Source organism: Psychromonas sp. SA13A (assembly GCF_011378715.1).
Taxonomy (GTDB): Bacteria; Pseudomonadota; Gammaproteobacteria; order Enterobacterales; family Psychromonadaceae; genus Psychromonas.
On the sequence record NZ_WTKU01000019.1, the window covers coordinates 1 to 24468 of the forward strand.

24 protein-coding genes and 3 tRNA genes are annotated in these 24468 nt (G+C 38.0%); 13 read left to right on the forward strand and 14 right to left on the reverse strand.

Going from position 1 to position 24468, the window contains the following annotated elements; genetic code table 11:
- On the forward strand, positions 1 to 371 hold a 371-nt coding region (locus GQR44_RS14750; RefSeq protein ID WP_166372315.1), incomplete at its 5' end, for an IS30 family transposase.
- Between the two features lie 93 nt (positions 372 to 464).
- Here the strand turns inward: GQR44_RS14750 and GQR44_RS14755 are convergent.
- The 6 genes from GQR44_RS14755 to GQR44_RS14780 form a co-directional block, all read right to left on the reverse strand.
- A complete protein-coding gene (locus GQR44_RS14755) occupies positions 465 to 1502 on the reverse strand; it encodes an NADP-dependent oxidoreductase (RefSeq protein ID WP_166372510.1) in 1038 nt (345 codons plus the stop codon).
- A gap of 245 nt (positions 1503 to 1747) precedes the next feature.
- Positions 1748 to 2365 (reverse strand): TIGR04219 family outer membrane beta-barrel protein, encoded by a 618-nt coding sequence (locus tag GQR44_RS14760; protein ID WP_166372511.1) that lies wholly within the window; start codon positions 2363 to 2365, stop codon positions 1748 to 1750.
- Positions 2366 to 2393: 28 nt separating this feature from the next.
- Positions 2394 to 2864 carry a copper chaperone PCu(A)C gene (locus GQR44_RS14765; RefSeq protein ID WP_166372512.1) on the reverse strand — a complete coding sequence of 157 codons (471 nt, stop codon included), beginning with the start codon at positions 2862 to 2864 and terminating at the stop codon, positions 2394 to 2396.
- Positions 2861 to 3082, reverse strand: coding sequence for a hypothetical protein (locus GQR44_RS14770; protein WP_028869191.1), 222 nt, complete (start codon positions 3080 to 3082; stop codon positions 2861 to 2863). The genes GQR44_RS14765 and GQR44_RS14770 overlap by 4 nt, the downstream gene beginning before the upstream one ends.
- Before the next feature lie 78 nt (positions 3083 to 3160).
- Positions 3161 to 3661: an acetolactate synthase small subunit gene (gene ilvN / locus GQR44_RS14775; RefSeq protein ID WP_166372513.1), complete on the reverse strand. Its 501-nt coding sequence runs from the start codon at positions 3659 to 3661 to the stop codon at positions 3161 to 3163.
- Positions 3654 to 5378 carry an acetolactate synthase 3 large subunit gene (locus GQR44_RS14780; protein ID WP_166372514.1) on the reverse strand — a complete coding sequence of 575 codons (1725 nt, stop codon included), beginning with the start codon at positions 5376 to 5378 and terminating at the stop codon, positions 3654 to 3656. Before GQR44_RS14780 ends, ilvN begins: the two co-directional genes overlap by 8 nt.
- 463 nt (positions 5379 to 5841) lie before the next feature.
- Here GQR44_RS14780 and prfB point away from each other — a divergent pair.
- Both prfB and lysS read left to right on the forward strand, forming a co-directional pair.
- A protein-coding gene (gene prfB / locus GQR44_RS14785) for a peptide chain release factor 2 (protein ID WP_166372515.1) occupies positions 5842 to 6940 on the forward strand; the annotation gives its coding sequence in 2 pieces (ribosomal slippage) (positions 5842 to 5916 and positions 5918 to 6940; 1098 coding nt in all).
- Positions 6941 to 7032: 92 nt separating this feature from the next.
- Positions 7033 to 8550, forward strand: a complete 1518-nt coding sequence (gene lysS / locus GQR44_RS14790; RefSeq protein ID WP_166372516.1) for a lysine--tRNA ligase — start codon at positions 7033 to 7035, stop codon at positions 8548 to 8550.
- Positions 8551 to 8703: 153 nt separating this feature from the next.
- Here lysS and GQR44_RS14795 read toward each other — a convergent pair whose 3' ends face one another.
- Positions 8704 to 9165 (reverse strand): GAF domain-containing protein, encoded by a 462-nt coding sequence (locus GQR44_RS14795; RefSeq protein ID WP_166372517.1) that lies wholly within the window; start codon positions 9163 to 9165, stop codon positions 8704 to 8706.
- Between the two features lie 207 nt (positions 9166 to 9372).
- On the opposite strand from GQR44_RS14795, the gene GQR44_RS14800 reads away from it, so the two are divergent.
- The 4 genes from GQR44_RS14800 (at position 9373) to GQR44_RS14815 (ending at position 13001) form a co-directional block, all read left to right on the forward strand.
- On the forward strand, positions 9373 to 9663 hold the full coding sequence (locus GQR44_RS14800) for an EF-hand domain-containing protein (RefSeq protein WP_166372518.1): 291 nt from the start codon (positions 9373 to 9375) through the stop codon (positions 9661 to 9663).
- Positions 9664 to 9677: 14 nt separating this feature from the next.
- Positions 9678 to 10160 carry a hypothetical protein gene (locus GQR44_RS14805; RefSeq protein WP_166372519.1) on the forward strand — a complete coding sequence of 161 codons (483 nt, stop codon included), beginning with the start codon at positions 9678 to 9680 and terminating at the stop codon, positions 10158 to 10160.
- A 609-nt stretch (positions 10161 to 10769) separates the two neighbouring features.
- Complete coding sequence (locus GQR44_RS14810; protein WP_166372520.1) at positions 10770 to 12224, forward strand: ATP-binding protein; 1455 nt, start codon at positions 10770 to 10772, stop codon at positions 12222 to 12224.
- Between the two features lie 102 nt (positions 12225 to 12326).
- On the forward strand, positions 12327 to 13001 hold the full coding sequence (locus tag GQR44_RS14815; RefSeq protein WP_166372521.1) for a response regulator: 675 nt from the start codon (positions 12327 to 12329) through the stop codon (positions 12999 to 13001).
- 158 nt (positions 13002 to 13159) lie between these two features.
- On the opposite strand, the gene rplI is transcribed toward GQR44_RS14815, so the two are convergent.
- The 4 genes from rplI to rpsF are packed head-to-tail and all read right to left on the reverse strand — an operon-like array spanning position 13160 to position 14587.
- Entirely contained in the window at positions 13160 to 13612 is a 453-nt protein-coding gene (rplI, locus tag GQR44_RS14820; protein WP_028869181.1) for a 50S ribosomal protein L9, read from the reverse strand.
- A gap of 16 nt (positions 13613 to 13628) precedes the next feature.
- Positions 13629 to 13856, reverse strand: coding sequence for a 30S ribosomal protein S18 (gene rpsR, locus GQR44_RS14825; RefSeq protein WP_028869180.1), 228 nt, complete (start codon positions 13854 to 13856; stop codon positions 13629 to 13631).
- 9 nt (positions 13857 to 13865) lie between these two features.
- The gene (priB, locus tag GQR44_RS14830; RefSeq protein WP_025563296.1) at positions 13866 to 14171 is read right to left on the reverse strand and encodes a primosomal replication protein N; all 306 of its coding nucleotides are present in this window, start codon (positions 14169 to 14171) and stop codon (positions 13866 to 13868) included.
- Between the two features lie 8 nt (positions 14172 to 14179).
- Positions 14180 to 14587: a 30S ribosomal protein S6 gene (gene rpsF / locus GQR44_RS14835; protein WP_166372522.1), complete on the reverse strand. Its 408-nt coding sequence runs from the start codon at positions 14585 to 14587 to the stop codon at positions 14180 to 14182.
- Positions 14588 to 14898: 311 nt separating this feature from the next.
- Here rpsF and GQR44_RS14840 point away from each other — a divergent pair, with 311 nt between their 5' ends.
- On the forward strand, positions 14899 to 16161 hold the full coding sequence (locus GQR44_RS14840) for a DUF481 domain-containing protein (RefSeq protein WP_166372523.1): 1263 nt from the start codon (positions 14899 to 14901) through the stop codon (positions 16159 to 16161).
- A gap of 69 nt (positions 16162 to 16230) precedes the next feature.
- Here the strand turns inward: GQR44_RS14840 and rlmB are convergent, their stop codons facing one another.
- Together rlmB and rnr are read right to left on the reverse strand one after the other, a co-directional pair.
- On the reverse strand, positions 16231 to 16971 hold the full coding sequence (gene rlmB, locus GQR44_RS14845) for a 23S rRNA (guanosine(2251)-2'-O)-methyltransferase RlmB (RefSeq protein ID WP_166372524.1): 741 nt from the start codon (positions 16969 to 16971) through the stop codon (positions 16231 to 16233).
- A 92-nt stretch (positions 16972 to 17063) separates the two neighbouring features.
- Positions 17064 to 19610 carry a ribonuclease R gene (rnr, locus tag GQR44_RS14850; RefSeq protein ID WP_166372525.1) on the reverse strand — a complete coding sequence of 849 codons (2547 nt, stop codon included), beginning with the start codon at positions 19608 to 19610 and terminating at the stop codon, positions 17064 to 17066.
- Between the two features lie 208 nt (positions 19611 to 19818).
- Here rnr and GQR44_RS14855 point away from each other — a divergent pair.
- The 5 genes from GQR44_RS14855 (at position 19819) to GQR44_RS14875 (ending at position 23554) form a co-directional block, all read left to right on the forward strand.
- Positions 19819 to 19895 (forward strand) — tRNA-Arg (locus GQR44_RS14855).
- A gap of 43 nt (positions 19896 to 19938) precedes the next feature.
- Positions 19939 to 20014 (forward strand) — tRNA-His (locus tag GQR44_RS14860).
- A 27-nt stretch (positions 20015 to 20041) separates the two neighbouring features.
- Positions 20042 to 20118, forward strand: a tRNA-Pro gene (locus GQR44_RS14865).
- Between the two features lie 1141 nt (positions 20119 to 21259).
- The gene (locus tag GQR44_RS14870; RefSeq protein WP_166372526.1) at positions 21260 to 22213 is read left to right on the forward strand and encodes a porin; all 954 of its coding nucleotides are present in this window, start codon (positions 21260 to 21262) and stop codon (positions 22211 to 22213) included.
- Positions 22214 to 22645: 432 nt separating this feature from the next.
- Positions 22646 to 23554: an aldo/keto reductase gene (locus tag GQR44_RS14875; RefSeq protein ID WP_166372527.1), complete on the forward strand. Its 909-nt coding sequence runs from the start codon at positions 22646 to 22648 to the stop codon at positions 23552 to 23554.
- A 206-nt stretch (positions 23555 to 23760) separates the two neighbouring features.
- Here the strand turns inward: GQR44_RS14875 and GQR44_RS14880 are convergent, their stop codons facing one another.
- A complete protein-coding gene (locus GQR44_RS14880; RefSeq protein WP_166372528.1) occupies positions 23761 to 24390 on the reverse strand; it encodes a LysE family transporter in 630 nt (209 codons plus the stop codon).
- Positions 24391 to 24468 lie beyond the last annotated feature (78 nt).

Genomic DNA, 24468 nt, shown 5'->3' on the forward strand with positions numbered 1-24468 from the left:
TGCGTGTTGATGACAAATCGGCTAAATCAGTGACTGCTGCTACGATTGCTTTATTGCAACCATACAAAGGTGCGATATTTACGATCACTGCTGATAATGGTAAAGAATTTGCCTATCATGAAGTGATGACCGAATATTTAAATTGTGGTGTTTATTTTGCAGATCCTTATTGTTCGTGGCAAAGAGGTTTGAATGAAAATACGAATGGTTTGTTACGACAATATTGGCCGAAATCAACGGACTTTAAAAAAGTATCGCAATCAGAAGTTGAAGATGTAATCGTTAAATTGAATGATAGGCCAAGAAAGAAACTAAATTACAAAACGCCAGCCAAATTAATGGCTGAACATATGGTAGTTATAGCTGCTTAGTCGTTATGCACTTCAATGTTGAATCCGCCACCAAATAATACGTTTAGAACGTGATTTATTTAAATGGTGTAATTTAATCATGATATTCCTACATTATAGAGGTTGGTTTACTTTAATAACTAGTTTACCGAAGTTCTTACCTTCAAGTAGACCAGCGAAGGCATCAACAGTATTATCCAATCCTTCTATTATTTGTTCTTTATATTTTACTTTACCTTCAGTTAACCATTGGCTCATATCGGCTGCAAATTCATCATATCGATGTGCATAGTCATCAAAAATTATAAATCCCTGCATCTTAATGCGTTTAACTAACAAGGTTCCCATAAGCAGTGATAAACGATCTGGCCCTTCAGGTAATGACGTTGCATTGTATTGAGAAACTAAACCACATAAAGGGATCCTCGCACTGGTATTTAGTAACGGTAATACGGCATCAAACACTTTACCGCCAACATTTTCATAATAAACATCAATACCTTTATGACATGCTTTAGCTAATTGTTCTTTAAAATCAGCAGCCTTATGGTCAATACATTGGTCAAAGCCAAGCTCTTCTACCGCGTGTCGACATTTATCTTCACCACCTGCAATACCAACTACATGACAGCCTTTAATTTTACCAATCTGGCCAACGGTTGCGCCAACTGGGCCCGTTGCAGCGGCAACAACAATAGTTTCGCCAGACTTAGGTGCGCCAATATCTAATAAGCCCATATATGCAGTAAAACCGGGCATGCCCATAATACCAAGCGCATAAGATGGTGAGCTAGGCTCTTTACCTAATTTAAGTAATCCTTCACCGTCGGATACTGCATACTCTTGCCATCCAGTGTACGCAACTACCCATTCCCCGACTTCAAAGTCTGAGTTGTTAGATAGTTCCACTTGACAAACTGTACCGCCAACCATGACTTGATCGATGTCGACAGGCTCAGCATAAGACTTGGCATCACTCATTCGGCCTCTCATATAAGGGTCTAATGAAAGATAAATAGTGCGCAGTAGAACTTCACCTTGTGCAGGTGTTGGTTTCTCGGCTACTTCAAGGCGAAAGTTGTTCTGAATAGGAGCGCCAATAGGGCGAGAAGCTAAAACGATACGATGATTTTGATGAGATTGAACTGTCATGAGTCTTCCTTATGAATATTTAACTGGAGATGACCACACTACGCTTAATTTAAGTTTTTGGCTTGAATTAAGCGTAATAAATTTTATGAAACTTAAGCATTATTACTTTATACAAGCAGATGTTAATTAGCTATATCAGATATGAAAAAGTTTATAAAATTGAATATTTCAGAAGCTGTTTTACAAAAAAAAGCCACAAATATAGAAATATTTGTGGCCTTTATATTTAATATTTTTTAGATGAGTTAGAAGTGGACTTCTACACCTGCAAATAAACCGTCAACTTCTTGTGTACCTGCTACATTATCAAATTCTAACTCCTGAACTCGGTAACCGGCACGCACAGCGACGTTTAATAAATAAGAATCAGGGTTGAAGGTATAAGCTAAGCCAATCTGCGCATCTAACGCATCATCATCTGTAAGTGAACCACCGATTACTTCAGCAAAAGCATGCATGCTAACACCTGGTACATGTACTTTCGCAGCGCCGTAAGCTTGTGCAATTGAAGCATCATGATTAAAGCTTTCTGTATCGGTGTATGCTAAACCTAAATCAATTTCAACTAAGTCATTATCTAGCACTTCATAATATAAAATTGCGTTCATTGCTGAACTATCATTATTATTTAAATCGCTATTGCTTAAATCTGAATATTTTAATTTAACATTCGGTACTAGTGGAATGAAGTGTTCAAATGCAACATAACCAGACAGGTTATTGTCATCTTCTGAACCATTTGAATTACTAAAACTTGTTTCGTTGCTAGCGTAATCAAGACCAGCATAAACACCTAAAAAATCAGCCGTTGATGGCATACTGATTGTTGCTGCTATAACAGCGGCTAAAGCCTGTTTTTTCATGGATCTAACTTCCTTTTTATATTAAGTTTTAGTGATGCGCTTGGTGTGACATTTCTGTCGAACCTTGTTTTTTATGGCTATTGATTTTTTTAACGGGAGCATCAATGTTTAATTCATTTCCGTTATCAAAATAGAGTGTAACTTTAACGGATTGGCCTTCGGTTAAATTATTATTTAGTCCTAAAAACATAATATGGTAACCACCTGGTTGTAATGACGTGCTGCTATTCGCCGTTATTTTCACCGCTTCAACTTGGCGCATTTTCATCATGCCATCTTCTTTAATATGATTATGTAATTCAACACGTTTTGCAATATCACTGCTAGCACCAACTAATTTAATATTGGTATTGGTATGATTAGTAATTGTTAAAAAAGAGGCACTATTTTTGGCATGTGGGGGTGTTGCTCTTATATATTGATCGCTAACTGTTAAATCACTGGCAAAGCTATTGATGGATAATAAACAGGCGCAAGCGAGCAGTAATAAGCGTTTCATAGTTCGTCCTTGTCTTTGTTGTTTTTATATTGAAAGAAATAATAATAGATGAGGTAGGCGAGTAAAATCCAAATACCAAATTTTAATAGGAAGGAAAGGGCACCCAGTACAATAAAGCTAGCAATCATAATGCCCGCTATAACCATCAAACTTAGTATCGATACACCAAACATAAAAAGCACAAATGCTGACATTAACAGCGCGAGCAGTTCGAACATTTTATTCTCCTATAAATAAAAAATGCAAAGTACAGTGATCTGCACTTTGCATAAAGTAGTTCATCTCAGTTTTGTTACTTATCCTCGTAGTGCTTTATCACCACGTGCAATACCACAAACACCGGATCTAACTACTTCCACAATTTCACTCGCGTCAGAAATTGTTGCTACAAAAGCATCCAATTTTGAACCTACACCAGTTAATTGTATGGTGTAAAGATGCTGAGTAATATCAACAATTTGACCGCGATATATATCACAAGTACGTTTTACTTCTTCACGTGCTTCGCTACCGACAGTACGTACTTTAACCAATAACAATTCACGTTCTACATGTGCACTTTGAGTTAATTCAGTAACACGTAACACATCAACTAATTTGTGTAATTGTTTCATCATCTGCTCAAGCTCCGCATGATTAACAACATCTGTTGTGATAGTCATACGAGATAACGTTTTATCGTTAGTCGGTGATACGGTTAATGATTCAATGTTATAAGCTCGTTGTGAAAAAAGACCAACAACACGAGACAATGCGCCTGATTCGTTCTCTAGTAAAACAGCTATAATTCTACGCATCAGTTTTCTCCGTTTTGCTTAGGTACATATCTTCCATACTGCCAGATTTTATTTGCATCGGATAAACATGTTCTTCTGGATCAATCGCTACATCAATAAAGACAACACGATCTTTTAATTCAAATGCACGTATTAATGCAGGCTCAAGTTCTTCAATTTTATCAACTTTAATACCGATATGGTTATAGGCTTCAGATAATTTAACAAAATCAGGCACACTATCCATATAAGAATGAGATTGACGACCACCGTAGAACATTTTTTGCCATTGTTTTACCATTCCTAGTGAGCGGTTGTTCAATAGTAGAATAACCAGAGGAATGTTGTATTGCATACATGTTGATAGTTCTTGAATATTCATTTGAATAGAACCATCACCTGTTACACATACAACGGGGCGATCTGGGAAGGCTATTTTACAACCCATTGCAGCTGGTAAGCCGAAGCCCATGGTACCCGCACCACCAGAGTTAATCCATTGGCGAGGTTCTTTAAACGGATAATATTGCGCTGCAACCATTTGATGTTGACCAACGTCAGAAGTAACGATGGCATCACCTTTCGTTACTTTGTATAAACATTGGATCACTTGTTGTGGTTTGATATGTGTATCTGATGTTTTGTAAGCAAGGCAATCTTTAGCGCGCCACTTATTAATCTGATCCCACCAAGCATTAATACTTTCACTATCATTAGTCGCTTGAGTTTCTTCGATTAGATCTAACATCTGCTGCAATACCACTTCAACACTACCTACAATCGGTAAGTCTGCGTGAATATTTTTTGAAATAGACGTTGGGTCGATATCAATATGCATGATTTTTGCGTTTGGACAGAATTTATCTACATTATTAGTTACACGGTCATCAAAGCGAGCACCACAAGAAAAAATCAAATCTGCATTATGCATTGAGTTGTTTGCTTCGTAAGTACCGTGCATGCCTAACATGCCGATAAATTGTTTATGCTCACCAGGAAATGAACCTAAACCCATCAAGGTATTGGTTACCGGTAGGTTTAACTTTTCAGCAAGTTCTAATACTTGTTTTGATGCATTAGCAATAATGGCACCACCACCCACATATAACACAGGTTTTCTAGCATTTACTAATGCTGCTACAGCGCGTTTTATTTGCCCTTTATGGCCACTTAAAGTTGGGTTATATGAACGTAAGCTAATGTTTTCAGGATATTCATAAGGGAATTTGTTAAGTGGATTTTGTACATCTTTTGGCAGTTCGATAACTACTGGACCCGGTCGACCCGTTGAAGCAATGTAAAATGCCTTTTTGATAGCCATTGGGATTTCTTCAGCGGTACGGCATGAAAAGCTATGTTTTACAATTGGACGAGAAACACCGATCATGTCGGTTTCTTGGAAAGCATCGTCGCCAATCCAGAAAGTAGGTACTTGACCTGATAACACAACTAATGGAATTGAATCCATGTAAGCTGTTGCAATACCGGTAATACAGTTTGTCGCGCCTGGGCCTGCAGTTACTAACACACAACCGACTTTACCTGTTGAACGTGAATAAGCATCCGCCATGTGTACAGCAGCTTGCTCATGACGAACTAGATAATGTTCAATTTTGTCTGATTGGAAGATGGCGTCGTAAATATCTAAAACTGAACCGCCTGGGTAGCCAAAGATATGTTCTATACCTTCGTCCTGTAGTGAACGCACTACCATTTCGGCGCCTGAAAGCATTTCCATAATTTGTATCCTTATACAATCGGTTAATTGCGTCGTTTTCTACCTGTATCGGATAGAAGCGAACCTTGCTTAAATGAGCCTTTAACTTTACGTTAATGAAAATAAAATGCATCTAATAAAAGTAAAAAATTGTATTTTTTTTCTATTTTTTTAGTTTCTTAGGGGTTTTGAAAATACGCTAAATACTAATAACAAGCATTTAGCGTATTTAGAGCGATAACAAGCGTGTTTATACTTATTCATAATATTTAAATAATAAGGTGTCGGCTTATCAAGATTGATATTGATTGAGTGCTTATAGGGTTTAAAAATCAATTCAATTTGCTGCAATTAAAGTGAGTTCGAGGCGATGTGTAGATTCTCGGCAGCAAGATGCTTATTAATTTTAATTGTTCTCTATTTATTTTATCGATAATTGGTTAAAATTCGGCTCTTTTTACGAATATATCAATAGTGAGCCTCAATGTTTGAAGTAAACCCTATTCTTAATCAACTTAAAGACCTGACTGAGCGTGCTGAAATGCTTAGGGGGTACCTTTGACTATGATGCAAAAGTGGAACGACTTGAAGAAGTTAGCCGTGAACTAGAATCTTCTGAAGTATGGAATGATCCAGAGCATGCACAAGCATTAGGAAAAGAACGTAGTGGCCTTGAATTAGTGGTGAAAACCATTGACGCATTAACAGAAGGTACTGAAGATATTGCAATGCTGGTGGAGATGGCCGTAGAAGAAAACGACCAAGACAGCTTTGATGAAGCGATTAAAGAAGCCAATGACCTTGAAAAGCAACTTGAAGTATTAGAGTTTCGCCGTATGTTTTCAGGCAAACAAGATGCATGCTCTTGTTATCTTGATATTCAATCAGGCTCCGGTGGTACAGAAGCTCAAGATTGGGCGAATATGCTGTTACGTATGTATTTACGTTGGGGCGAAGCTAATGGATACAAAACCGAATTAATGGAAGCCACACCTGGTGATGTTGCAGGCATTAAAGGTGCTACTATTCGTTTTAGTGGAGAATATGCCTATGGCTGGTTGCGCACTGAAACCGGTGTGCATCGTTTAGTGCGTAAGTCACCTTTTGACTCATCGGGCAAACGCCATACCTCATTTGCATCGGCATTTATTTATCCTGAAATTGATGACAATATCGATATTCAGATTAACCCTGCAGATTTACGTATTGATGTATATCGTGCTTCTGGGGCGGGTGGTCAGCACGTTAATACAACCGAATCTGCGGTTCGTATTACTCATGTACCTACTAATATAGTGGTGCAGTGTCAGAATGACCGTTCACAACATAAAAATAAAGACCAAGCGATGAAACAATTACGTGCCAAATTATATGAGCACGAATTACAATTACAAAATGCAGAGAAGCAGATCAATGAAGATGGTAAGTCTGATATTGGCTGGGGTAGTCAGATTCGTTCATACGTATTAGATGATTCTCGTATTAAAGATTTACGCACTGGTGTTGAAAACCGTAATACTCAAGTTGTATTAGATGGTGATTTAAATAAATTTATCGAAGCAAGTCTGAAATCTGGATTGTAGATATAGTAAATAGCATGAGCCTTATATTACGTATGTTATATAAGGCACATTTAAAAAAAATTATGTAAGACACTAAACCGATAGGAACTATCATGTCAGAGCAAAACCAAGCAGAAGCACCACAAGAAGAGTTGAACGATATTTTAACCGCACGCCTAGAAAAATTAGATGCTATGCGTGAAAAGGGACAAGCATTCCCGAATGATTTCCGTCGTAAAAATATCTCAGATGAACTGCATAAGCTTTATGACGAAAAGAGCAAAGAAGAACTAGAAGAATTAGCCGTTGAAGTAAGCGTTGCCGGTCGCATGATGACGCGTCGTATTATGGGTAAAGCAAGCTTTGCAACTATTCAAGATATGGGCGGTCAAGTTCAAGTCTACGTTGCACGTGATAATTTAGCTGAAGGTTTTTACAATACCGAATTCAAAAAATGGGATTTAGGCGATATCGTGGGTGCAACAGGTGTTTTATTTAAAACTAAAACAGATGAGTTAAGCATTAAAGTGTCTGAAATTCGCATTTTGACTAAAGCATTACGCCCGTTACCTGATAAATTCCATGGCCTATCAGATACTGAAGCTTGTTACCGTCAACGTTACCTTGATTTAATTGCTAATGAATCATCACGTAAAACATTTATTTTACGTAATAAAATTGTAACTGCTATCCGTACTTACCTAAATGAACGTAACTTCATGGAAGTTGAAACGCCAATGTTACAAGCAATCCCTGGCGGCGCAACGGCTAAACCTTTTGAAACATTTCATAATGCATTAGATTTACCAATGTATTTACGTATTGCACCAGAATTGAACCTTAAACGTCTAGTGGTTGGTGGTTTTGAACGTGTATTCGAAATTAACCGTAGTTTCCGTAACGAAGGTGTTTCAACGCGTCATAACCCAGAATTCACTATGATTGAGTTTTACCAAGCTTACGCTGATTACATTGATCTAATGAACTTAACTGAAGATATGTTACGTACTATTACTGAAAATGTATTAGGTTCAAGCATTGTTAAATACGGCGAAGAAGAGTTTGATTTCGGTAAACCTTTTGTACGTCTAACCATGAAAGAATCAATCCTTGAATACAATGAAGGTATCGAAGCTTCTGAGTTGGATAGCATGGAAGGCTTACAAGCACTTGCTAAACGTTTAGAGATCCACCTAAAAGATAGCTGGGGCGAAGGTAAAGTATTAACTGAGATCTTTGAAGAGACTGCTGAGCATAAACTAATGCAACCAACATTCATTACTGCTTATCCAGCTGAAGTATCTCCATTGGCACGTCGTAATGACGATAACCCAGACGTAACAGATCGTTTTGAGTTCTTCGTTGGTGGTCGTGAGCTAGCAAATGGTTTCTCTGAGTTAAATGATTCACAAGACCAAGCACAACGCTTTATGGATCAAGTTGCACAGAAAGAATCTGGTGATGATGAAGCAATGTTCTACGATGCAGACTACATCACTGCGCTAGAGCATGGTTTACCACCAACAGCAGGTGAAGGTATTGGTATCGACCGTTTAGTGATGTTGTTTACTGATAGCCATACTATTCGTGACGTATTATTATTCCCGCATATGCGTCCGCAAGCTAAGTAATCAGTTTAAGTTAACCTTCTATTGAAGTTAGCTTTCTAAATAAAAGCCTCGTTTTTCACGGGGCTTTTTTATCGCTAGAAAATGTGCTGCCTTTTAACCTTTAACCTTTAACCTTTAACCTTTATCCTTGAAACTGGGATAAGTTTTGGTCAATTAGAAGTTTAGCTTATTTTCTAATTGTGTAATAAAGTGATTTAAACCCGCTTCATCCACTTCATTAAAACGCTCTGTTATTGGGCTATCAATATCTAATACTGCTACGGTTTTTCCATTGCAATTAATAGGCACAACAATTTCCGACTGGCTCGCTGCATCGCAAGCAATATGACCAGGAAAGTCATGTACATCTGCAATACGTTGTGTTGTATTAGTGCGAAAGGCTTTGCCACACACACCTTTATCCAAATCGATACGATAACAAGCAACATTCCCTTGAAATGGACCCAAGACAAGTTGGTCGCCTTTCAGCAAGTAAAAACCGACCCAATTTATCTTGTTTAAATTCATGTTCAGTAAAGCACTGATATTTGAAAGGTTAGCCGTTAAATCTGTTTCCCCTTCAATTAATGCTAAAGCTTGTTTGGTAAGTAATTGATAGTCTTCTATTGTTTTCATTTTGCTCTACTTAGTTGATGGTTATATTAAGTAGAGAATAAATATTTTTATGGTTAACGCAAGCACAATTCATTTTACAGCTAACGTTAGAGGATAAAAATATCCATTATCTTAAATTAAAAATCCTATTTTCACCTATTTTGCACATTTTTTGCACATTCGATTGCTAATCTAACAAAATAATTCTAACTATAGAGGACTTTCTTAATGAAAAAAGGTGTACATATAATTATCGGTTTCGCAATGGTTGTAGGAGTGACCACTCAAGCTTACGCGCAGGACTCTCAACAAAATGGACCTAAAGGCGAGCGTCCTAGTTTTTCAAGTATTGATACCGATAATAGTAGTGACATTGATTATGATGAATTCTCTGCACAAACATTACCCCATGGTGATCCGCAAACTATTTTTGATGAGATAGATACTGATGCTAATGGTGTGCTGAGTGAGCAAGAATTTAATGATCATAAGCCTCCTCGTCCTCCGCAACGCCAATAATAGGAAGTCTTTATATGATTAGTTCAATCAATGCAGGCTCATCAATCACAATGCCTTCTTCGTCTCGTTCAGAGAAAGCCTTAACGGAAGATCAGCTAACACTTATTTCAGATACGTTATCTGAGTTAGATACTGATAACCTAACCACTGCTGATGCCTTGAGTATTTTAGAGACATTCTCTGACGCGGGTATTGAACCAGGTAAAGCCATGGAATCAACTATGTCTGAACTAGGTTTTGATGCACAAGAAATTGGTGACTTAGCCAATGTAGAAGGCGACCGCCCACCTCCACCACCTCCGCCCCCTTCACAAAGTTCAGATGAAATCAGCTCAATGGCCAGTTATTTAGAAGAGTTATTAGAAGAAACAGTAGCTGCAAGTGAGGCAGAAAGCATTGATGAACTAAGTGAAGAACAACGATTTTCTGTTTATGCACAGGTAATGGAAAAGTTCGGCATTGAAGAAGGTGATTCTTTGATTGATACCACTGCTTAGCTGGCCTTACTTTTCTAGGCGAAAGTTTCTAGGTTAAGATTTTATAGGTGAAGCCTTTCTAAGCTAAGCCTTTCTAAAATAAATGTTTCTAAGTTAAATTGTGCTACGGCAAGTGTTTTCTAGACTAAAGCGTTCCGATTAATGTACGCGTTGTGCGGAACGTTTTTTAGAATAAATTTGAATGTTATTTTTTGACCCTGTAAAAAATTGTGGTGGCGCTGTGTATTTGAACTTGGATTCAAATTATGAATCGCACTTTTTACGTTTGTTATTTAACCTTTAATCCCTAACCTCCCTGGGCTTCCTAGTCGTTATTTTAAAGCATATTTATTAAGTCCTGTATGAAGCAATATAAATTCTTTGATCATATTAGCCTTTATCTTCCCTTCTCGCTAAATAATGAACAATGCATATTGATTGACAACGAGTATAATCCAATAGATAAAAATAGAGACCCAATAAGCTTCATCCCAATATTACAATTGACAACAATTCTACTGAATAGTTGTTCATCCTCGTTGCTTAAAATAGTCTATTTTACTAAACAACATTTACTTAAAATCTAATCGAATTGTATTCGCTATTCACGTTGATAAGAGATTTTTCCTTATGAAAATTCATAACAAACTTTTTCTGGTTTTTTTTAGCTTTAGCTTATTACTTGTGACTGCTTTAATGTTGTTAATACAATGGAGTATCGGAAAAGGTCTCGCTGAGTATGTTAACAGTAAACAGCTAGCGGCATTACAGCCTTTAGTCGTTGAACTGGAACGAGAGTATGCACAACAGGGCAGTTGGAAAGGGATCCAAGGTGATCACAAAAAATTAGGTGATTTGCTTATTATGAACCTTGCAAATAATGATGGTGAGATAGAAAGTGCAGCCTTAATGGGGCGACCACTACCTGAATTTGGACACCCACCCAGAGCCGAATTTGGTGAGCCGCCTCCGTCTAGAAGTGATTTTCCTAGCCCAAGGCAAAAGCCAGGTTTTGCTTTATTTGACCATGAGGATAATCTGATTGCTGGGCATTATATTAAGCGGGCTGATTACAAAAAATTGATACTCAAGGTTAATGAGCAAGATGTTGGCTGGTTAATGATCCCTCAACGTAATAAAATGATCGATGGTTACGAATTAGATTTCATGCAACAGCAAAAAAGTTACCTGTGGATAATCGCCTTAGTGACCATGGGCTTAGTGGTCTTAATTACTTTTCCATTAGCACGCCACATTGCTGAGCCGATTAAGAAAGTAATTTTTGGTATGCATCAATTAACGCAAGGTAATTATATTCAACATATCGATGTAAATAGAAAAGATGAACTTGGTGAATTGAGTAGAGACTTTAATGAGTTAGCATTAACACTGCATGAAAATGAAGACGCTCGTAAACGTTGGCTAGCCAATATATCACACGAATTGCGCACGCCTGTGTCTATTCTGAGAGGTGAGTTAGAAGCGATGTTAGATGGCGTTCGTCCGCTGGATAAAAAAAATATAGGTTCAGCGAATGATGAAGTAAAACATTTACAGTCTCTTATTGATGATTTACACCAGTTAACAAGTGCCGATATCGGTGGTATGCATTATCGCAAAAGCAATATTGATTTATCCCAATGGCTAGCTTCAGAGGTGAATAAATTTAGTAGTTATTTATCGGCTGTTGGCACTACGTTGCAAGTCGATATTGAAACACCAGTTGCAATGGTCTTTGCTGATCGCACTCGTTTATGTCAACTGTTTGAAAATTTAATCAATAATTGTATTAAGTATGCCGAAGCAAGCGAAGTAAAAATATCGCTGGTTGTTGAGCAACAAGCATCTCCGGCCTTAGTGAAAGTCATTGTAGAAGATAATGGTGTGGGAGTACCTGAACAACATTTGTTGCATTTATTTGAATACTTATATCGAGTTGAAGATTCCAGGAATCGAAAAACAGGAGGATCAGGTCTTGGTTTGTCTATCTGCGCTCATATTGTTGCTGCACATCAAGGGCATATCAGTGCACAAACATCTGCACTGGGTGGATTAGCTATTATTATCGAATTACCCTTGAGTTAATGATATTAAAGCAACAATACTAATCAAGTTAAATTCATCTTACATTCTGCGGTAGTGTACATTTACACTGACTAAAAATGATTTACTTAATAAGGTTAAAACGTGTCGAGTTCAATATTGATTGTAGAAGATGAAGTTAAGCTAGCTAATTTGTTGGCTGATTACTTCAAATTAACTGAGTATCAGCCGCATCAAATTCATCATGGTGATGAAGTGTTGAGTTGGGTCAAAGCACATCAACCGACAGTGATTTTGTTGGATATAATGTTACCAGGTAAAGATGGTATCACTCTGTGCAGCGAGATCCGTCAGTTTTCTAATGTACCTATTTTAATGGTTACTGCCAAAGTGGACGAAATTGATAGGTTGTTAGGCTTAGAGTTAGGAGCGGATGATTACATCTGTAAGCCGTTTAGCCCTAAAGAAGTGGTGGCTAGGGTAAAGGCGGTGTTAAGGAGAAGTCAGCAGTTTACCTTAGACAATGTCGAAGCTGTTTTGAAACTTGATCCACAACGTTTGGTTGTCAGTTTTAATGCTTCCGATATTGCGCTTACTTCCGTTGAATTCGAGTTGCTTAGATCACTTGTAAAACAACCTGGTCGTATCTTTACACGGCAACAATTAATGCAAAATATGTACTCAGATGAGCGTATTGTTAACAATCGCACCATTGATAGTCACATTAAAAAGTTAAGAAAAAAACTGGCAGATATTAGCCAAGGACAAGATATGATCCAATCAGTATATGGTGCAGGCTATCGTTTGGTAGTACCTTAGATAATAGCATCTTAGATAGCAGTACCTAGATAACAGCGCCTTAGTAAGTTGTCTTTTAACTCAATTAGACTTTAAGGCAATAGTACCTTAAGTAAATTTTAGACAAAAAAATACCTGCTCAAGGCAGGTATTTTAAAACATTAAAATAGTGTTACTGATTACTCAGCTTCAACAATCTCAAGGTTTACAATTGAAGTTACGTCAGAATGTACTGTAACAGTGATCTCGTAAGAACCTGTTAAACGTAAAGCACCTTCAGGAAGACGAACTTCGCTTTTAGCTACCGCTACACCAGCAGCAGTGATTGCATCAGCAATATCACGCGTACCGATTGAACCGAATAGTTTACCAGCATCACCAGCTTTAGAAGTGATAACAACCGCTTCTAATGCAGAGATAGCTTCACCACGTGCTTGAGCAGCAGCTAGGTTAGCAGCTTGCTTAGCTTCTAATTCAGCACGACGTGCTTCAAAAGCTTCTAAGTTTGCTTTGTTTGCTGGAACAGCTTTTTGCTGTGGGAAAAGGAAGTTACGTGCGTAACCTGCTTTAACGTTCACTTTATCGCCAAGTTTACCAAGGTTAGCAACTGTATCTTGTAGAATAATTTCCATAATCTATAGCTCCTATTTACTTGTGTAAATCTGTGTAAGGTAAAAGCGACAAGTAACGTGCACGTTTGATAGCGCGCGCTAGTTGGCGTTGGTATTTTGCACATGTGCCAGTAATACGGCTAGGTACAATTTTACCACTTTCAGTGATGTAATTTTTTAATGTAACAACGTCTTTGTAATCAATCTCAACAACTTTTTCAGCTGTGAATCGACAGAATTTACGACGGCGAAAATAACGAGCCATGGTAGTTCCTTAAATTTGTTCTATGTACTGAGCATGCAACACCAACTTACCAAGATTACTCTTGCTTTGATGATAAGTGATAAAACCACTTACTTTAATTTGCATACCTTTCGATAATTTATTTTTCAACTGACTTGCTAATGGTCCACTTGTTGCAATTGGCATATAACAATATGTATTGCGTGGTAATCCAGCTTCTTCTTGCACTGAACGATGTTCTATCGTCAGGTTACAGTGTTCAATGCCACTTGGGCTTGTTTTATGTATCGGCTTTTCAGTTACGATACCTGTAAGTTGCAAAAAGTTATCAGTCACTCAGTTTCTTATGCTTCTGCTTCTGTTGCAGCAGGCGCAGCTGGTGCAGCATCAAAATCTGGACGTGGAGCACGAGGAGCACGTTCAACACGTTCTTCTTTTGCTTTAGCCACTACAGATGCTTCAGTTACAGCAGATTTAGTACGCATGATCATGTTGCGGATCACAGCGTCGTTGAAACGGAAAGCAGTTTCCAAATCATCGATTACTGTTTGCTCAGCTTCAATATTCATAAGAACATAGTGTGCTTTGTGTAGTTTGTTAATTGGGTAAGCCAGTTGACGACGACCCCAATCTTCTAGACGATGAACAGTACCACCTGCTTCTGTAATAGAAGTAGTGTAACGCTCGATCATACCATTAACTTGTTCACTCTGATCTGGGTGAACCATAAATACGATTTCATAATGACGCATATAAAAATCGCTCCTTACGGGTTAGTAGCTTCATAATTTGGCTCAGCCGTACCAAGTAGAAGCAAGGAACAAAAAGGATGGCTGATTTAAGCCGGCAGATTGTACAGTTTGGCGACAACTTACGCAAGCAACAAAAGTAAGATAAATACAAAGTTAATGAGAACTTTTGCTTATTGTTTGCATCTATACACTAACAATCTAAAATACCTCGGTTCCCTAATCATTTAAATGAGTTAATTTTGCTTAAATCAGCCTTCCTTTATATCTTAATTATTAACCTTATCGTGCTAGGTGTGAATGTTGGGCTATACATGACTCCTCAGGCAATCACTTCTACTACTGAAGTGACAATAGGTGCGAATGCTGGCGCGACAAATATTCAAGCTGATGGTGCACTGGGCAATGCGGGCGACAGAACCATTAATAGCGATGCTGGTGTCGCAGGCGCAAAGCCGAATAGTTCGGCGAATACAACGCTATCGACAAAAAAAGAGGCGACCAAACTAGCACTGCAGTTAGAGCAACAACAAGCGGCAGAGAAGTTAAAACAACAGCTGCAGCAAAAAAAACTAGAGCAAGTATTAGCTGAAAATCAGCGTTTGATTGACAAAATATCGACGCTAGATAATCAAGTTAATATTCAAGAATCATATTTAGTAGAAAGTCAGCAACAAGAAAAGCAACTTAAGGCACTATTAAAAAAAGAGCGTTTACAACATGCCAGTTTATTAAGTTCGCCGATCAATCGTATTAAAACGTCCATCGATCAACAACCTGATCTACTCAAAAATAAAAAGGTAGGTCAGGGGAGCATCGAAGAAAATAATGCTATTGCGGACCAAGACTTCATTGATATTGCGATTGAAAATAACAGTATCAAAACGGATATTGTTGATTCAAATGAAGAGATAATAGAGTTACCTGATCGCTTTACCGGTGCTGTTGAATTCGGTTTTAAATATGAGCAAGATAATCAAATTACACAAAACTTACGCGGACGTTTAATCTTAGATTATGACGAAGTTGATCAATACAATATTAACAGTGATATTGAGTTTAAGTCTGAATCGGAAGATAGTGAAGAAACCGCACAAAAGCTTCGCTGGCAGTTACAGGGAAACTACAATTTAGACCCAATGAACTTAGTTTTTGTACGTAGTGATATTAAACGTAGCAAATTTGCATCTTATGAGCAGGAAGATATCTTTACCGTTGGTTACGGGCATATTTTCTTTAATGAAAATAACCATAAATTTAATACTGAGTTTGGCCCCGGCTATAAATTCGCTGAGCCGAATGCTGATGAAGATGCTGTTTCTATTAATGAATTTATATTACGTACACGGCTGAATTATGAAAGGATTGTGAGTGAAAGCTTGCAAGTGTCGTTACAAGGAGTGTTTGAAGTAGGGCACTCTAATAGTGTTTATGGTGTGGAGTTTAAAGCTCAGAATAGAATTTACCAGCAGTTATATTTAATCTTCGATGTTGACTATAAATATAATCAAAACGTACCTGAGGATACTGAAAATAAAGAGGTTTCGACGGGGTTTAATCTTCAATATGCATTCTAATTAACAATCAGCGCTAAACAGCGATCAATGGCTCTCTAGCGCTGATTGTTATTCGTTTTTACTTCTTAATTAAAGGCGTTGGCGTACCACTTCAAACAAACAAATACCCGTTGCAACGGATACATTTAAGCTTGAAACAGCGCCAGCCATTGGTAATTTAATCAGTTCATCACAATGTTCGCGGGTTAAACGGCGTAGCCCTTTACCTTCTGCTCCCATCGCTAACGCCATACCACTTTGCAGCTTACAATCGTAGAGGCTTTGTTCTGCTTCACCGGCTGTACCGTAAATCCAGATCCCTTTGTCTTGTAAACCACGCATCGCGCGCGCTAGGTTAGTAACATGAATTAATGGAATCGATTCTGCTGCGCCACAGGCTACTTTACGCACTACGGGTGTTAAGCTTGCCGAGTTGTCTTTAGGAATGATCACCGCGTGCACACCAGCGGCTTCCGCACTTCGTAAACAAGCTCCTAGATTATGCGGGTCGGTTACACCATCTAAAATCAATAAAAAAGGAGGAACATCTAGCGCCGCTAAAATAGGCTCTAAATCATTGTCAGTTAATACTTTCATCGCTTTTACACGTGCCATAATACCTTGGTGCTGCTCCCCATCAGACTTGTCATCTAATGCTTTACGTTGCATCAATTGTACTGAGACACCCCATTCTTTAGCTTTATTAAGTACATCATTTAAACGTTCGTCATCACGTCCTTTGAGGGCGTAAATTTCAATAACACGTTCTGGTTGTTTTTCTAATAGTGCATCAACGGCATGCATACCGTAAATAATTTCACTTTTACTCATGTTGTTTCTCTAATCTTTAATATCTAAATCGGGATAAGTTCTATCGTCGCTAATTGACCATAAGTAAATTAGCGACCTAGGCAGGATTGTTATTATTCTGCTTTCTTAGCCTTGTTACGTGTACGTTCTGCACGCCCAGGACGACTTTTTTTGGCTGCCGTTGTTTTTTTCTTCTTAGAAGACGCTGTATTCTTTTCGCCTTGTGCTACTTTTCTTTGCGGTTTTTTCTTTTGCTTATTGGCAGCCTTTCTCTTTGCAAGCTCTTCTTCTGTTAGTTTTTTACCTGTTCGCTTAACCGCTTTTTTAGGCTGCTTAGCTGATTCATCATCCGTTGCTTGGTTGGATTGCTGATCATCTTGGCTTGCTGATTTATTACGAGCACGTTTGTCGATAGGACGATCCGACTTTTTACCTTCAGGTTGACGACCACGTTTGCGCTGACCTGCTACTGCTTCATCGGCTAATTCAAAATCAATTTTTTTATCGTCTAAATTAACGGAAAGTACTTTAACTTCTAATACGTCACCAATGCGGTAAACACGACCAGTACGCTCACCTTTTAAGGTTTGTTTGCCGGCATCAAAAATGTAGTAATCAGACACTAAACCTGTGACATGTACTAATCCATCAATGTGAATATCATTTAAACGTACGAAGAAACCAAAATTAGTGACCGCGGCAATAGTACCAACCATGGTGTCGCCTATATGGTCTTGCATATATTCACATTTAAGCGCGTCAGCTACATCTCGTGTAGCATCATCAGCACGGCGCTCAGTCATTGAACAATGCTCACCTAATTGGCTTACTTCATCATGTTGATAGTTATAACCACCGGTTTCAGTCCATTTAGCTTTTAATTGGTTATTCGCTTGATGTGCCACTAAATACTTAATTGCTCGGTGCAAAATTAAATCAGGGTAACGACGGATAGGTGAAGTAAAGTGTGAGTACTCTTCTAGCGCTAAGCCAAAGTGACCTAAGTTTTCATCTTGGTAAACTGCCTGCTTCATTGAGCGCAGCAACATAGTTTGCAATAGCTCTTTATCATCACGTTCAGCAAAGGTTTCTGCTAAATCAGCATAGTCACGAGGAGCTGGTTTCTCACCGCCTCCTAAACTCAAGCCTAATTCACCTAAGAATGAACGAAAGTTAGCTAGTTTTTCTTCGCTAGGTGTTTCATGTACTCGGAATAAAGCGGCTGCATCAGCAGAGCCGATGAATCGAGCTGAAGCAACATTTGCTTGGATCATACATTCTTCGATGATCTTATGCGCATCGTTACGCACTAACGGCACTATCGCATCAATTTTACGTGCTTCATTAAATAAGAAACGTACCTCTAATGTTTCAAATTCCATACCGCCACGAATATGTCGTGCTTTTTTAAAGGCTTTATATAGATGTTCTAATTCTTGTAAGTGAGGCACTAATGGTTTGTATTGCTCACATAATGCTTCGTCACCTTTCAAAATCGACGCGACTTTAGTGTAAGTAAATCGAGCGTGAGAGTTCATTACCGCTTCATAGAATTTATAGTCGGTTAAATGACCTGCTTCAGAAATGACCATTTCACTAACCATACATAAACGGTCAACCTGAGGGTTTAAAGAACATAACCCATTAGATAACACTTCAGGTAACATCGGAATTACTTGGTCTGGGAAATAAACAGAGTTACCGCGATTAATCGCTTCTTTATCTAAAATAGTCCCTTTGCGAACGTAATAACTTACATCGGCAATCGCAACCCATAAGCGCCAGCCGCCACCAGGTTCTTTTTGACAGAATACTGCATCATCAAAGTCACGTGCATCTTCACCATCAATAGTCACTAATGGTAAATCACGAAGATCTACACGACCTTTTTTAGCTTCTTCAGGCACAAACTCACCAAATGGTTCCAGCTCTTTATCTAAACCTTCAGGCCATTCATGCGGAATGTCATGCGTACGAAGCGCAATTTCAACTTCCATGCCCGGTTCCATATCTTGGCCAAGCACTTCTGTTATTTTACCCGTTGCAGTAAAACGCGCTTTAGGACGTTGTAAAATTTCTACTACCACTATCTGACCATGGCGAGCACCGCCATTGTTTTCTTTCTGAATAATGATTTCTTGGTTAATACGAGAATCGTCTGGAATAACAGATGAAACGCCATCTTCAACAAAGTAGCGTCCAACAATTGTTTCTTTGCGAGCTTCTAATAAACGTACAAAACGCGCTTCAGTACGTCCACGTGAATCTACTTTTACGGGTTGCGCTAATATAGTGTCGCCGTGGAATAAAAAACGCATTTGGTGATTAGGTAAAAATAGGTCTTTACCTTCTTCTTCTGTTTTTAAGAAACCAAATCCATCTTTGTGGCCAATAACTTTACCTTTAGCAAGGTTCAGTTTGTCAGGCAAACCATAGGTTGCATTGCGACACCAGACTAATTGTCCATCACGTTCCATCGCTTTTAAGCGACGTCTTAGTCCTTCGGCTTCTTCGTCACTGCTGAGAGAGAAAGCATTAAATAATGCATCGCGAGTGATCGGTTTACCGTGTTTTTCGATAAAAGCTAAAATAAACTCGCGGTCAGGGACAGGATGTTCATAAATTTTGGGTTCTTGATCTAAAGTAGGATCTAAAGTCATAGTTGTAACTCTTTATAAGGCAATTAATGAAAGTATATCTGAAAATGAATAAAAGCTTTGAATTAATAAAGCAAAGCCCGTTTTTTTTGTTTTTTAGCATAATTGTTCATCAATTAAGCAAGTAAACCTATATTATAAAAAAAAACACAGAAAAGACTAGACAGATTTTCCAGTGTTCAGTATTATCCGCGCCACGCTAAAGACGTGAGCACCCGTAGCTCAGCTGGATAGAGCGTTGCCCTCCGGAGGCAAAGGCCACAGGTTCGAATCCTGTCGGGTGCGCCATATTTCGGATTGCAACATTAATACAGTTCTTTAGTTTATAGTGGCGGATGTAGCTCAGTTGGTAGAGCCCCGGATTGTGATTCCGGTTGTCGCGGGTTCAAACCCCGTCATTCGCCCCATCTTTTCTCGATGTAAAATAGATATCTCGGTGATTAGCGCAGCTTGGTAGCGCATCTGGTTTGGGACCAGAGGGTCAGAGGTTCGAATCCTCTATCACCGACCACCTTAAAAAGGCCTGTAATACTTTACCGTATTACAGGCCTTTTGCTTTCTAGAGCTTTATAAAACAATTCTTTCAATGGCTTGATCTTAAAGACTTGCTCAGACACAAAGCTGTCGCTTCAAAAGATTGCTCATAGATGAAGCTGGCGCTTCTTCGTCTATCACCGACCACATTTAAGAATCCTGCTTAGCTTTGTTGTTAAGCAGGATTTTTTCGTTTCTGAACCTCTGAAAACGCTCTTTCAATGTTTTAATCTTAAAGGCCTGCTCAGACACAAAGCTGTCGCTTCTTTGCTGCCGTACCTCGGACCAAACAGATATAAAAATCTACTTTATTTCAAATACTCGGTGATTAAGGTTGTTCCTCTACTATATCTATAAGGCTGTTGCGCTGACTATTTAATAAGGAGCTTTAACAATATGCTTACTCTGTAAGCTAAATATTTCTGCTATAGCCATTTTGATAAATAACTATATATTCCCTATTCATATTTTTTACTATCAATGTTTATTCACTATTAAGAGCTTTTCATTATTAATATCTATCCATTATTAATATAAAGAACATAGGCTGATTGTTGGTTGACTCAGTATTGGCTAATTGTTGCTTAGATCAGTATCAGAGACGTTGTCGTCTATTTAATGTAATTACAAATCAAGTAAAAGCAGAAAAAACTTAAATGAGATCCTATATTTCTGTTTTTTGATGCTTTGCTAGAGGATTATTTTTAGACAAAAGGAATAAGTAGACCGGGTTAATCTATTTTAAATTGCAATTTTTAAAAAAAGTAAGATTAAATTTCGTTAAATCAGAGAAATAAAGTTAGTGATTTGTTGTTTTTTAACATGAAAATAACAAAAACACGGACACTTCTCTTATGTTTTCAATTTAAGTTTCATTATTTTTTGAGATCTAGGTCAAATTATTATTCTTTTATTTGCCTAAATTTGTGACATTTCGTCATCTAACTGCGTTTGCTGTTTCCGCCTTGAGTTTTGTGTGGTAATTTTATTCCGCACTTAAACATCTGTGGTGTGTAAATAACCAACATAATGTTATTACACCGGATTTAGACAGAATTAAGTAATTCAAGGATTCAATTAATTTAAATTTAATTTTAATAGCAACAAGGTGATGGACAATGAAAAAGACAATTCTAGCTACAATAGTTACTTCTTTATTCGCAGCAACTGCAGCACACAGTGCAACAGTATACGATGCAAACGGCATGACGTTTGAAGTTTACGGTGACGTTGAAGTTCAAGCCAGAAAAGGCACTGAAGATAATGCCCACAAGACAATTAATATTGACGATTCTGACTTCGGTTTTAAAGTTGGTTACGATATTGGTCACGGTGTTACTGCCATTGGTGTTGTTGAAGTTGACGGTGAGAACGATGATAACAAACTAACAATGGATGACGCTTATGTTGGTTTAAGCTCTGCTAAATGGGGTACTTTAACAGCAGGTCAACAAGTTACAATCGCAGATGACCAAGGTATCGGTAACGATTACGAGTTTGGTATCGATAACTCTTCTCAAAGTTATACTGACGGTAAGCAAGTTGTTAAATATACATTAGATAAAGGTAACTACTACGGTGGTATCTCTTACCTAGTTAATACTGATACAGGTGCTGATGATTTTAACTCTCTTGATGCTAAATTAGGTGCACGTTTTGGTGGTCTTGATTTAACCGTTTATTACGGTAACGCTGATACAGAAATTGCTGCTACAACTACTCCTCCTGCAGCGGCTGTTCCTTATAATTCTGAAAGTGTTATTTTAGAAGTGCGTTACGCATTTACAGACTTAGAATTAGCTGCTTCTGCAGGCTCAACTGATAATGACTCTGGTGTTGCTGATTTAACTAGCTTTGGTTTAGCAGCTGTTTATACGGTTGATAAAATGGCTTATTCTGCCGCTTGGTCTTTAGTTGATACAGATAGCTCTGGCGTTGATGATGTTAATAAATACTTTGTAAATGCTGCTTATTCTTTCAACAGCAGTGTTACAGCATATTTAGAAGTTGCTGGTGATGATACTGATGATTCAGAAATCGGTTATGCTGCAGGTATGGCTATATCATTCTAAGCTAATTTTATTGTCTATCAGGCGACTCAATACCTGAATACATAATAAAAATAGATAACTGCTTATTCAACTTGATTGGGTAAGCAGTTTTTTCGTTTTAGTGCTTTTGTTTCTTTAACCATTTCTGCATTTTCCTTTCACTTATAACTGAACCCAAGTTTTGTTTTTCCTCTATAAAGCCCCATTTACTTCCTCCCTTATTTTTCAGGCCTTTGCCTATATCGATGCTTTATTTTTATTGATTGTTTGATTGTTGCTTTTCACTTCTCTTTTGTTGTTATCAATCATTCGTACCTTTCTTCTATACAATCGACACAAGTGACTTTTTATTAATACATCCGAAGGGTGATATTTTATACTCGATGCTGATAGTCTAGTGTCTGCTTTTATTTTATAGCCAATGATGGGGTGAGTATTTTTATGAGCATTGTTATGAGTTTAGTTGACAAGGTATTGATGGCACCAGAGGGACCTTTATTTTCTAAGTTAATTCAAGGGTATTGGCGTTTAGGCGCTTGGGATATGACAGCGCAACAGCGTTTAACCTTTTTAAAGCAACATGTAGAGTTAGGTATTTCTACGGTGGATAATGCTGCTATTTATGGTGATAGCGAAGTATTATTTGGTGAAGCATTGGCATTAGCGCCTGAGATGCGAGAGCAAATTCAAATTGTATCTAAGTTTGGCATTAATGGTATTGCCGCGGCAGAAGGTGAGCATCGAGTTTCACATTATGATAGTAGTAAAGCTGCGATCATTCGCTCAACGGAAAACTCATTACAACGTTTGGGTGTTGAACAGTTAGATGCCTTATTAGTGCATCGTCCTGACTTTTTGATGGATGCGGATCAAGTGGCAGAAGCTTTTAGCGAACTTAAGCAATCGGGAAAAGTGAAACACTTTGGTGTGTCTAATTTTACTACATCCCAATTTGAACTATTACAATCCCGTTTGAGTGAACCTTTAATCACCAATCAGGTTGAAATCAATCCCATTAATTTTGATGTTATTGAAAATGGAGTTTTAGATCAGCTACAGCAACAGCGCGTGCGTCCAATGGCTTGGTCTTGTTTAGCTGGTGGGGCTATCTTCAATGCGCAAACGCAGCAAGCCCAACGCTTACGAGTTTGTTTAGAGCTATTAGCACAAGAACTAGGTGCAACGTCTATCACACAAGTGATTTTTGCTTGGGTACTAAAGCATCCTTCAAACCCTGTTGCATTAATAGGTTCAGGTAAAATCGAACGAGTTAAAGAGGCTGTTGCGGCGTTAGCTTTAAAAATGAATACTGAGCAGTGGTATCGAGTCTGGGTTGCTTCAAAAGGTTTTTCTGTGCCTTAGCTTCTGTCTATTAACTACAGCACCTTAAATACAGCATCTTAAATACAGTACCTTAACTTCTGAGCCTTAATGATTGTCGCTTAAGTATTATGCGCAAATTGTTGTGTTATAAGTTGAGGCTACAAATTGAGTAAAAACGTTAAAACCAGTGCTAAAGCCTTAAAAAACTACATTGCACTGGTTTTTTATTTCCTTCACTTAACCATTCATATTAATTCAATGAGTAGTTTTACTGCAAATATTAATAAAATAATACCCATCACTCTATCAAACCAATGACCATGGTTTAAAAATTTCTGACGAACACGTTGTTGTGAAAATAAAAATGAGACTAAGCAAAACCATGCTGCGGTTGAAATGATGATCCATAATCCGTATATAGATTGTACTATTAATGGTGTATTGGCACTGACGATGGTAGTGAAAATAGCGAGGAAAAAAAGCGTTGCCTTAGGGTTTAATACATTGGTCATAAAACCAATCATAAATGCTTTTTTTTGCTGCTTAGGATCATTATCCACGGCAATAGAGGCGGATTGATCTAGGTTAGGTTTACTACGTAATAAATTAATGCCTAGGTAAGTAATATAAGCGGCCCCTAATATTTTAGCGGTGGCCATCAGATATGCTGATTGAGAGATTAATAAACCTACTCCTAATAATGTATATAAAACATGTACAGAAATACCAGATCCTATTCCTAAACTGGTTATTATTGCTGTTTTGCGGCCAAAACTTATGCTCTGCCTGAGTACAATCGCAAAATCAGGTCCTGGGCTCATGACTGCTAGAAGGTGGACAATGGTTAACATAATAAATTCTTGAAAGTAGGGCATATTTAACTCTTAAATCTAATTGCTGAGGGAGTAAAGAATCGATTATGATAACGTGTCTTTAATTATTTTCATAAGGTT

Excerpts from the sequence above, each read along its gene's own strand:
- GQR44_RS14755 (WP_166372510.1), bottom strand. The coding sequence starts at position 1,502 with ATGACAGTTCAATCTCATCAAAATCATCGTATCGTTTTAGCTTCTCGC.
- GQR44_RS14760 (WP_166372511.1), bottom strand. The coding sequence starts at position 2,365 with ATGAAAAAACAGGCTTTAGCCGCTGTTATAGCAGCAACAATCAGTATG.
- GQR44_RS14765 (WP_166372512.1), bottom strand. The coding sequence starts at position 2,864 with ATGAAACGCTTATTACTGCTCGCTTGCGCCTGTTTATTATCCATCAAT.
- GQR44_RS14770 (WP_028869191.1), bottom strand. The coding sequence starts at position 3,082 with ATGTTCGAACTGCTCGCGCTGTTAATGTCAGCATTTGTGCTTTTTATG.
- ilvN (WP_166372513.1), bottom strand. The coding sequence starts at position 3,661 with ATGCGTAGAATTATAGCTGTTTTACTAGAGAACGAATCAGGCGCATTG.
- GQR44_RS14780 (WP_166372514.1), bottom strand. The coding sequence starts at position 5,378 with ATGGAAATGCTTTCAGGCGCCGAAATGGTAGTGCGTTCACTACAGGAC.
- lysS (WP_166372516.1), top strand. The coding sequence starts at position 7,033 with ATGTCAGAGCAAAACCAAGCAGAAGCACCACAAGAAGAGTTGAACGAT.
- GQR44_RS14795 (WP_166372517.1), bottom strand. The coding sequence starts at position 9,165 with ATGAAAACAATAGAAGACTATCAATTACTTACCAAACAAGCTTTAGCA.
- GQR44_RS14800 (WP_166372518.1), top strand. The coding sequence starts at position 9,373 with ATGAAAAAAGGTGTACATATAATTATCGGTTTCGCAATGGTTGTAGGA.
- GQR44_RS14805 (WP_166372519.1), top strand. The coding sequence starts at position 9,678 with ATGATTAGTTCAATCAATGCAGGCTCATCAATCACAATGCCTTCTTCG.
- GQR44_RS14810 (WP_166372520.1), top strand. The coding sequence starts at position 10,770 with ATGAAAATTCATAACAAACTTTTTCTGGTTTTTTTTAGCTTTAGCTTA.
- rplI (WP_028869181.1), bottom strand. The coding sequence starts at position 13,612 with ATGGAAATTATTCTACAAGATACAGTTGCTAACCTTGGTAAACTTGGC.
- rpsR (WP_028869180.1), bottom strand. The coding sequence starts at position 13,856 with ATGGCTCGTTATTTTCGCCGTCGTAAATTCTGTCGATTCACAGCTGAA.
- rpsF (WP_166372522.1), bottom strand. The coding sequence starts at position 14,587 with ATGCGTCATTATGAAATCGTATTTATGGTTCACCCAGATCAGAGTGAA.
- GQR44_RS14840 (WP_166372523.1), top strand. The coding sequence starts at position 14,899 with ATGACTCCTCAGGCAATCACTTCTACTACTGAAGTGACAATAGGTGCG.
- rlmB (WP_166372524.1), bottom strand. The coding sequence starts at position 16,971 with ATGAGTAAAAGTGAAATTATTTACGGTATGCATGCCGTTGATGCACTA.
- rnr (WP_166372525.1), bottom strand. The coding sequence starts at position 19,610 with ATGACTTTAGATCCTACTTTAGATCAAGAACCCAAAATTTATGAACAT.
- GQR44_RS14870 (WP_166372526.1), top strand. The coding sequence starts at position 21,260 with ATGAAAAAGACAATTCTAGCTACAATAGTTACTTCTTTATTCGCAGCA.
- GQR44_RS14875 (WP_166372527.1), top strand. The coding sequence starts at position 22,646 with ATGAGTTTAGTTGACAAGGTATTGATGGCACCAGAGGGACCTTTATTT.
- GQR44_RS14880 (WP_166372528.1), bottom strand. The coding sequence starts at position 24,390 with ATGCCCTACTTTCAAGAATTTATTATGTTAACCATTGTCCACCTTCTA.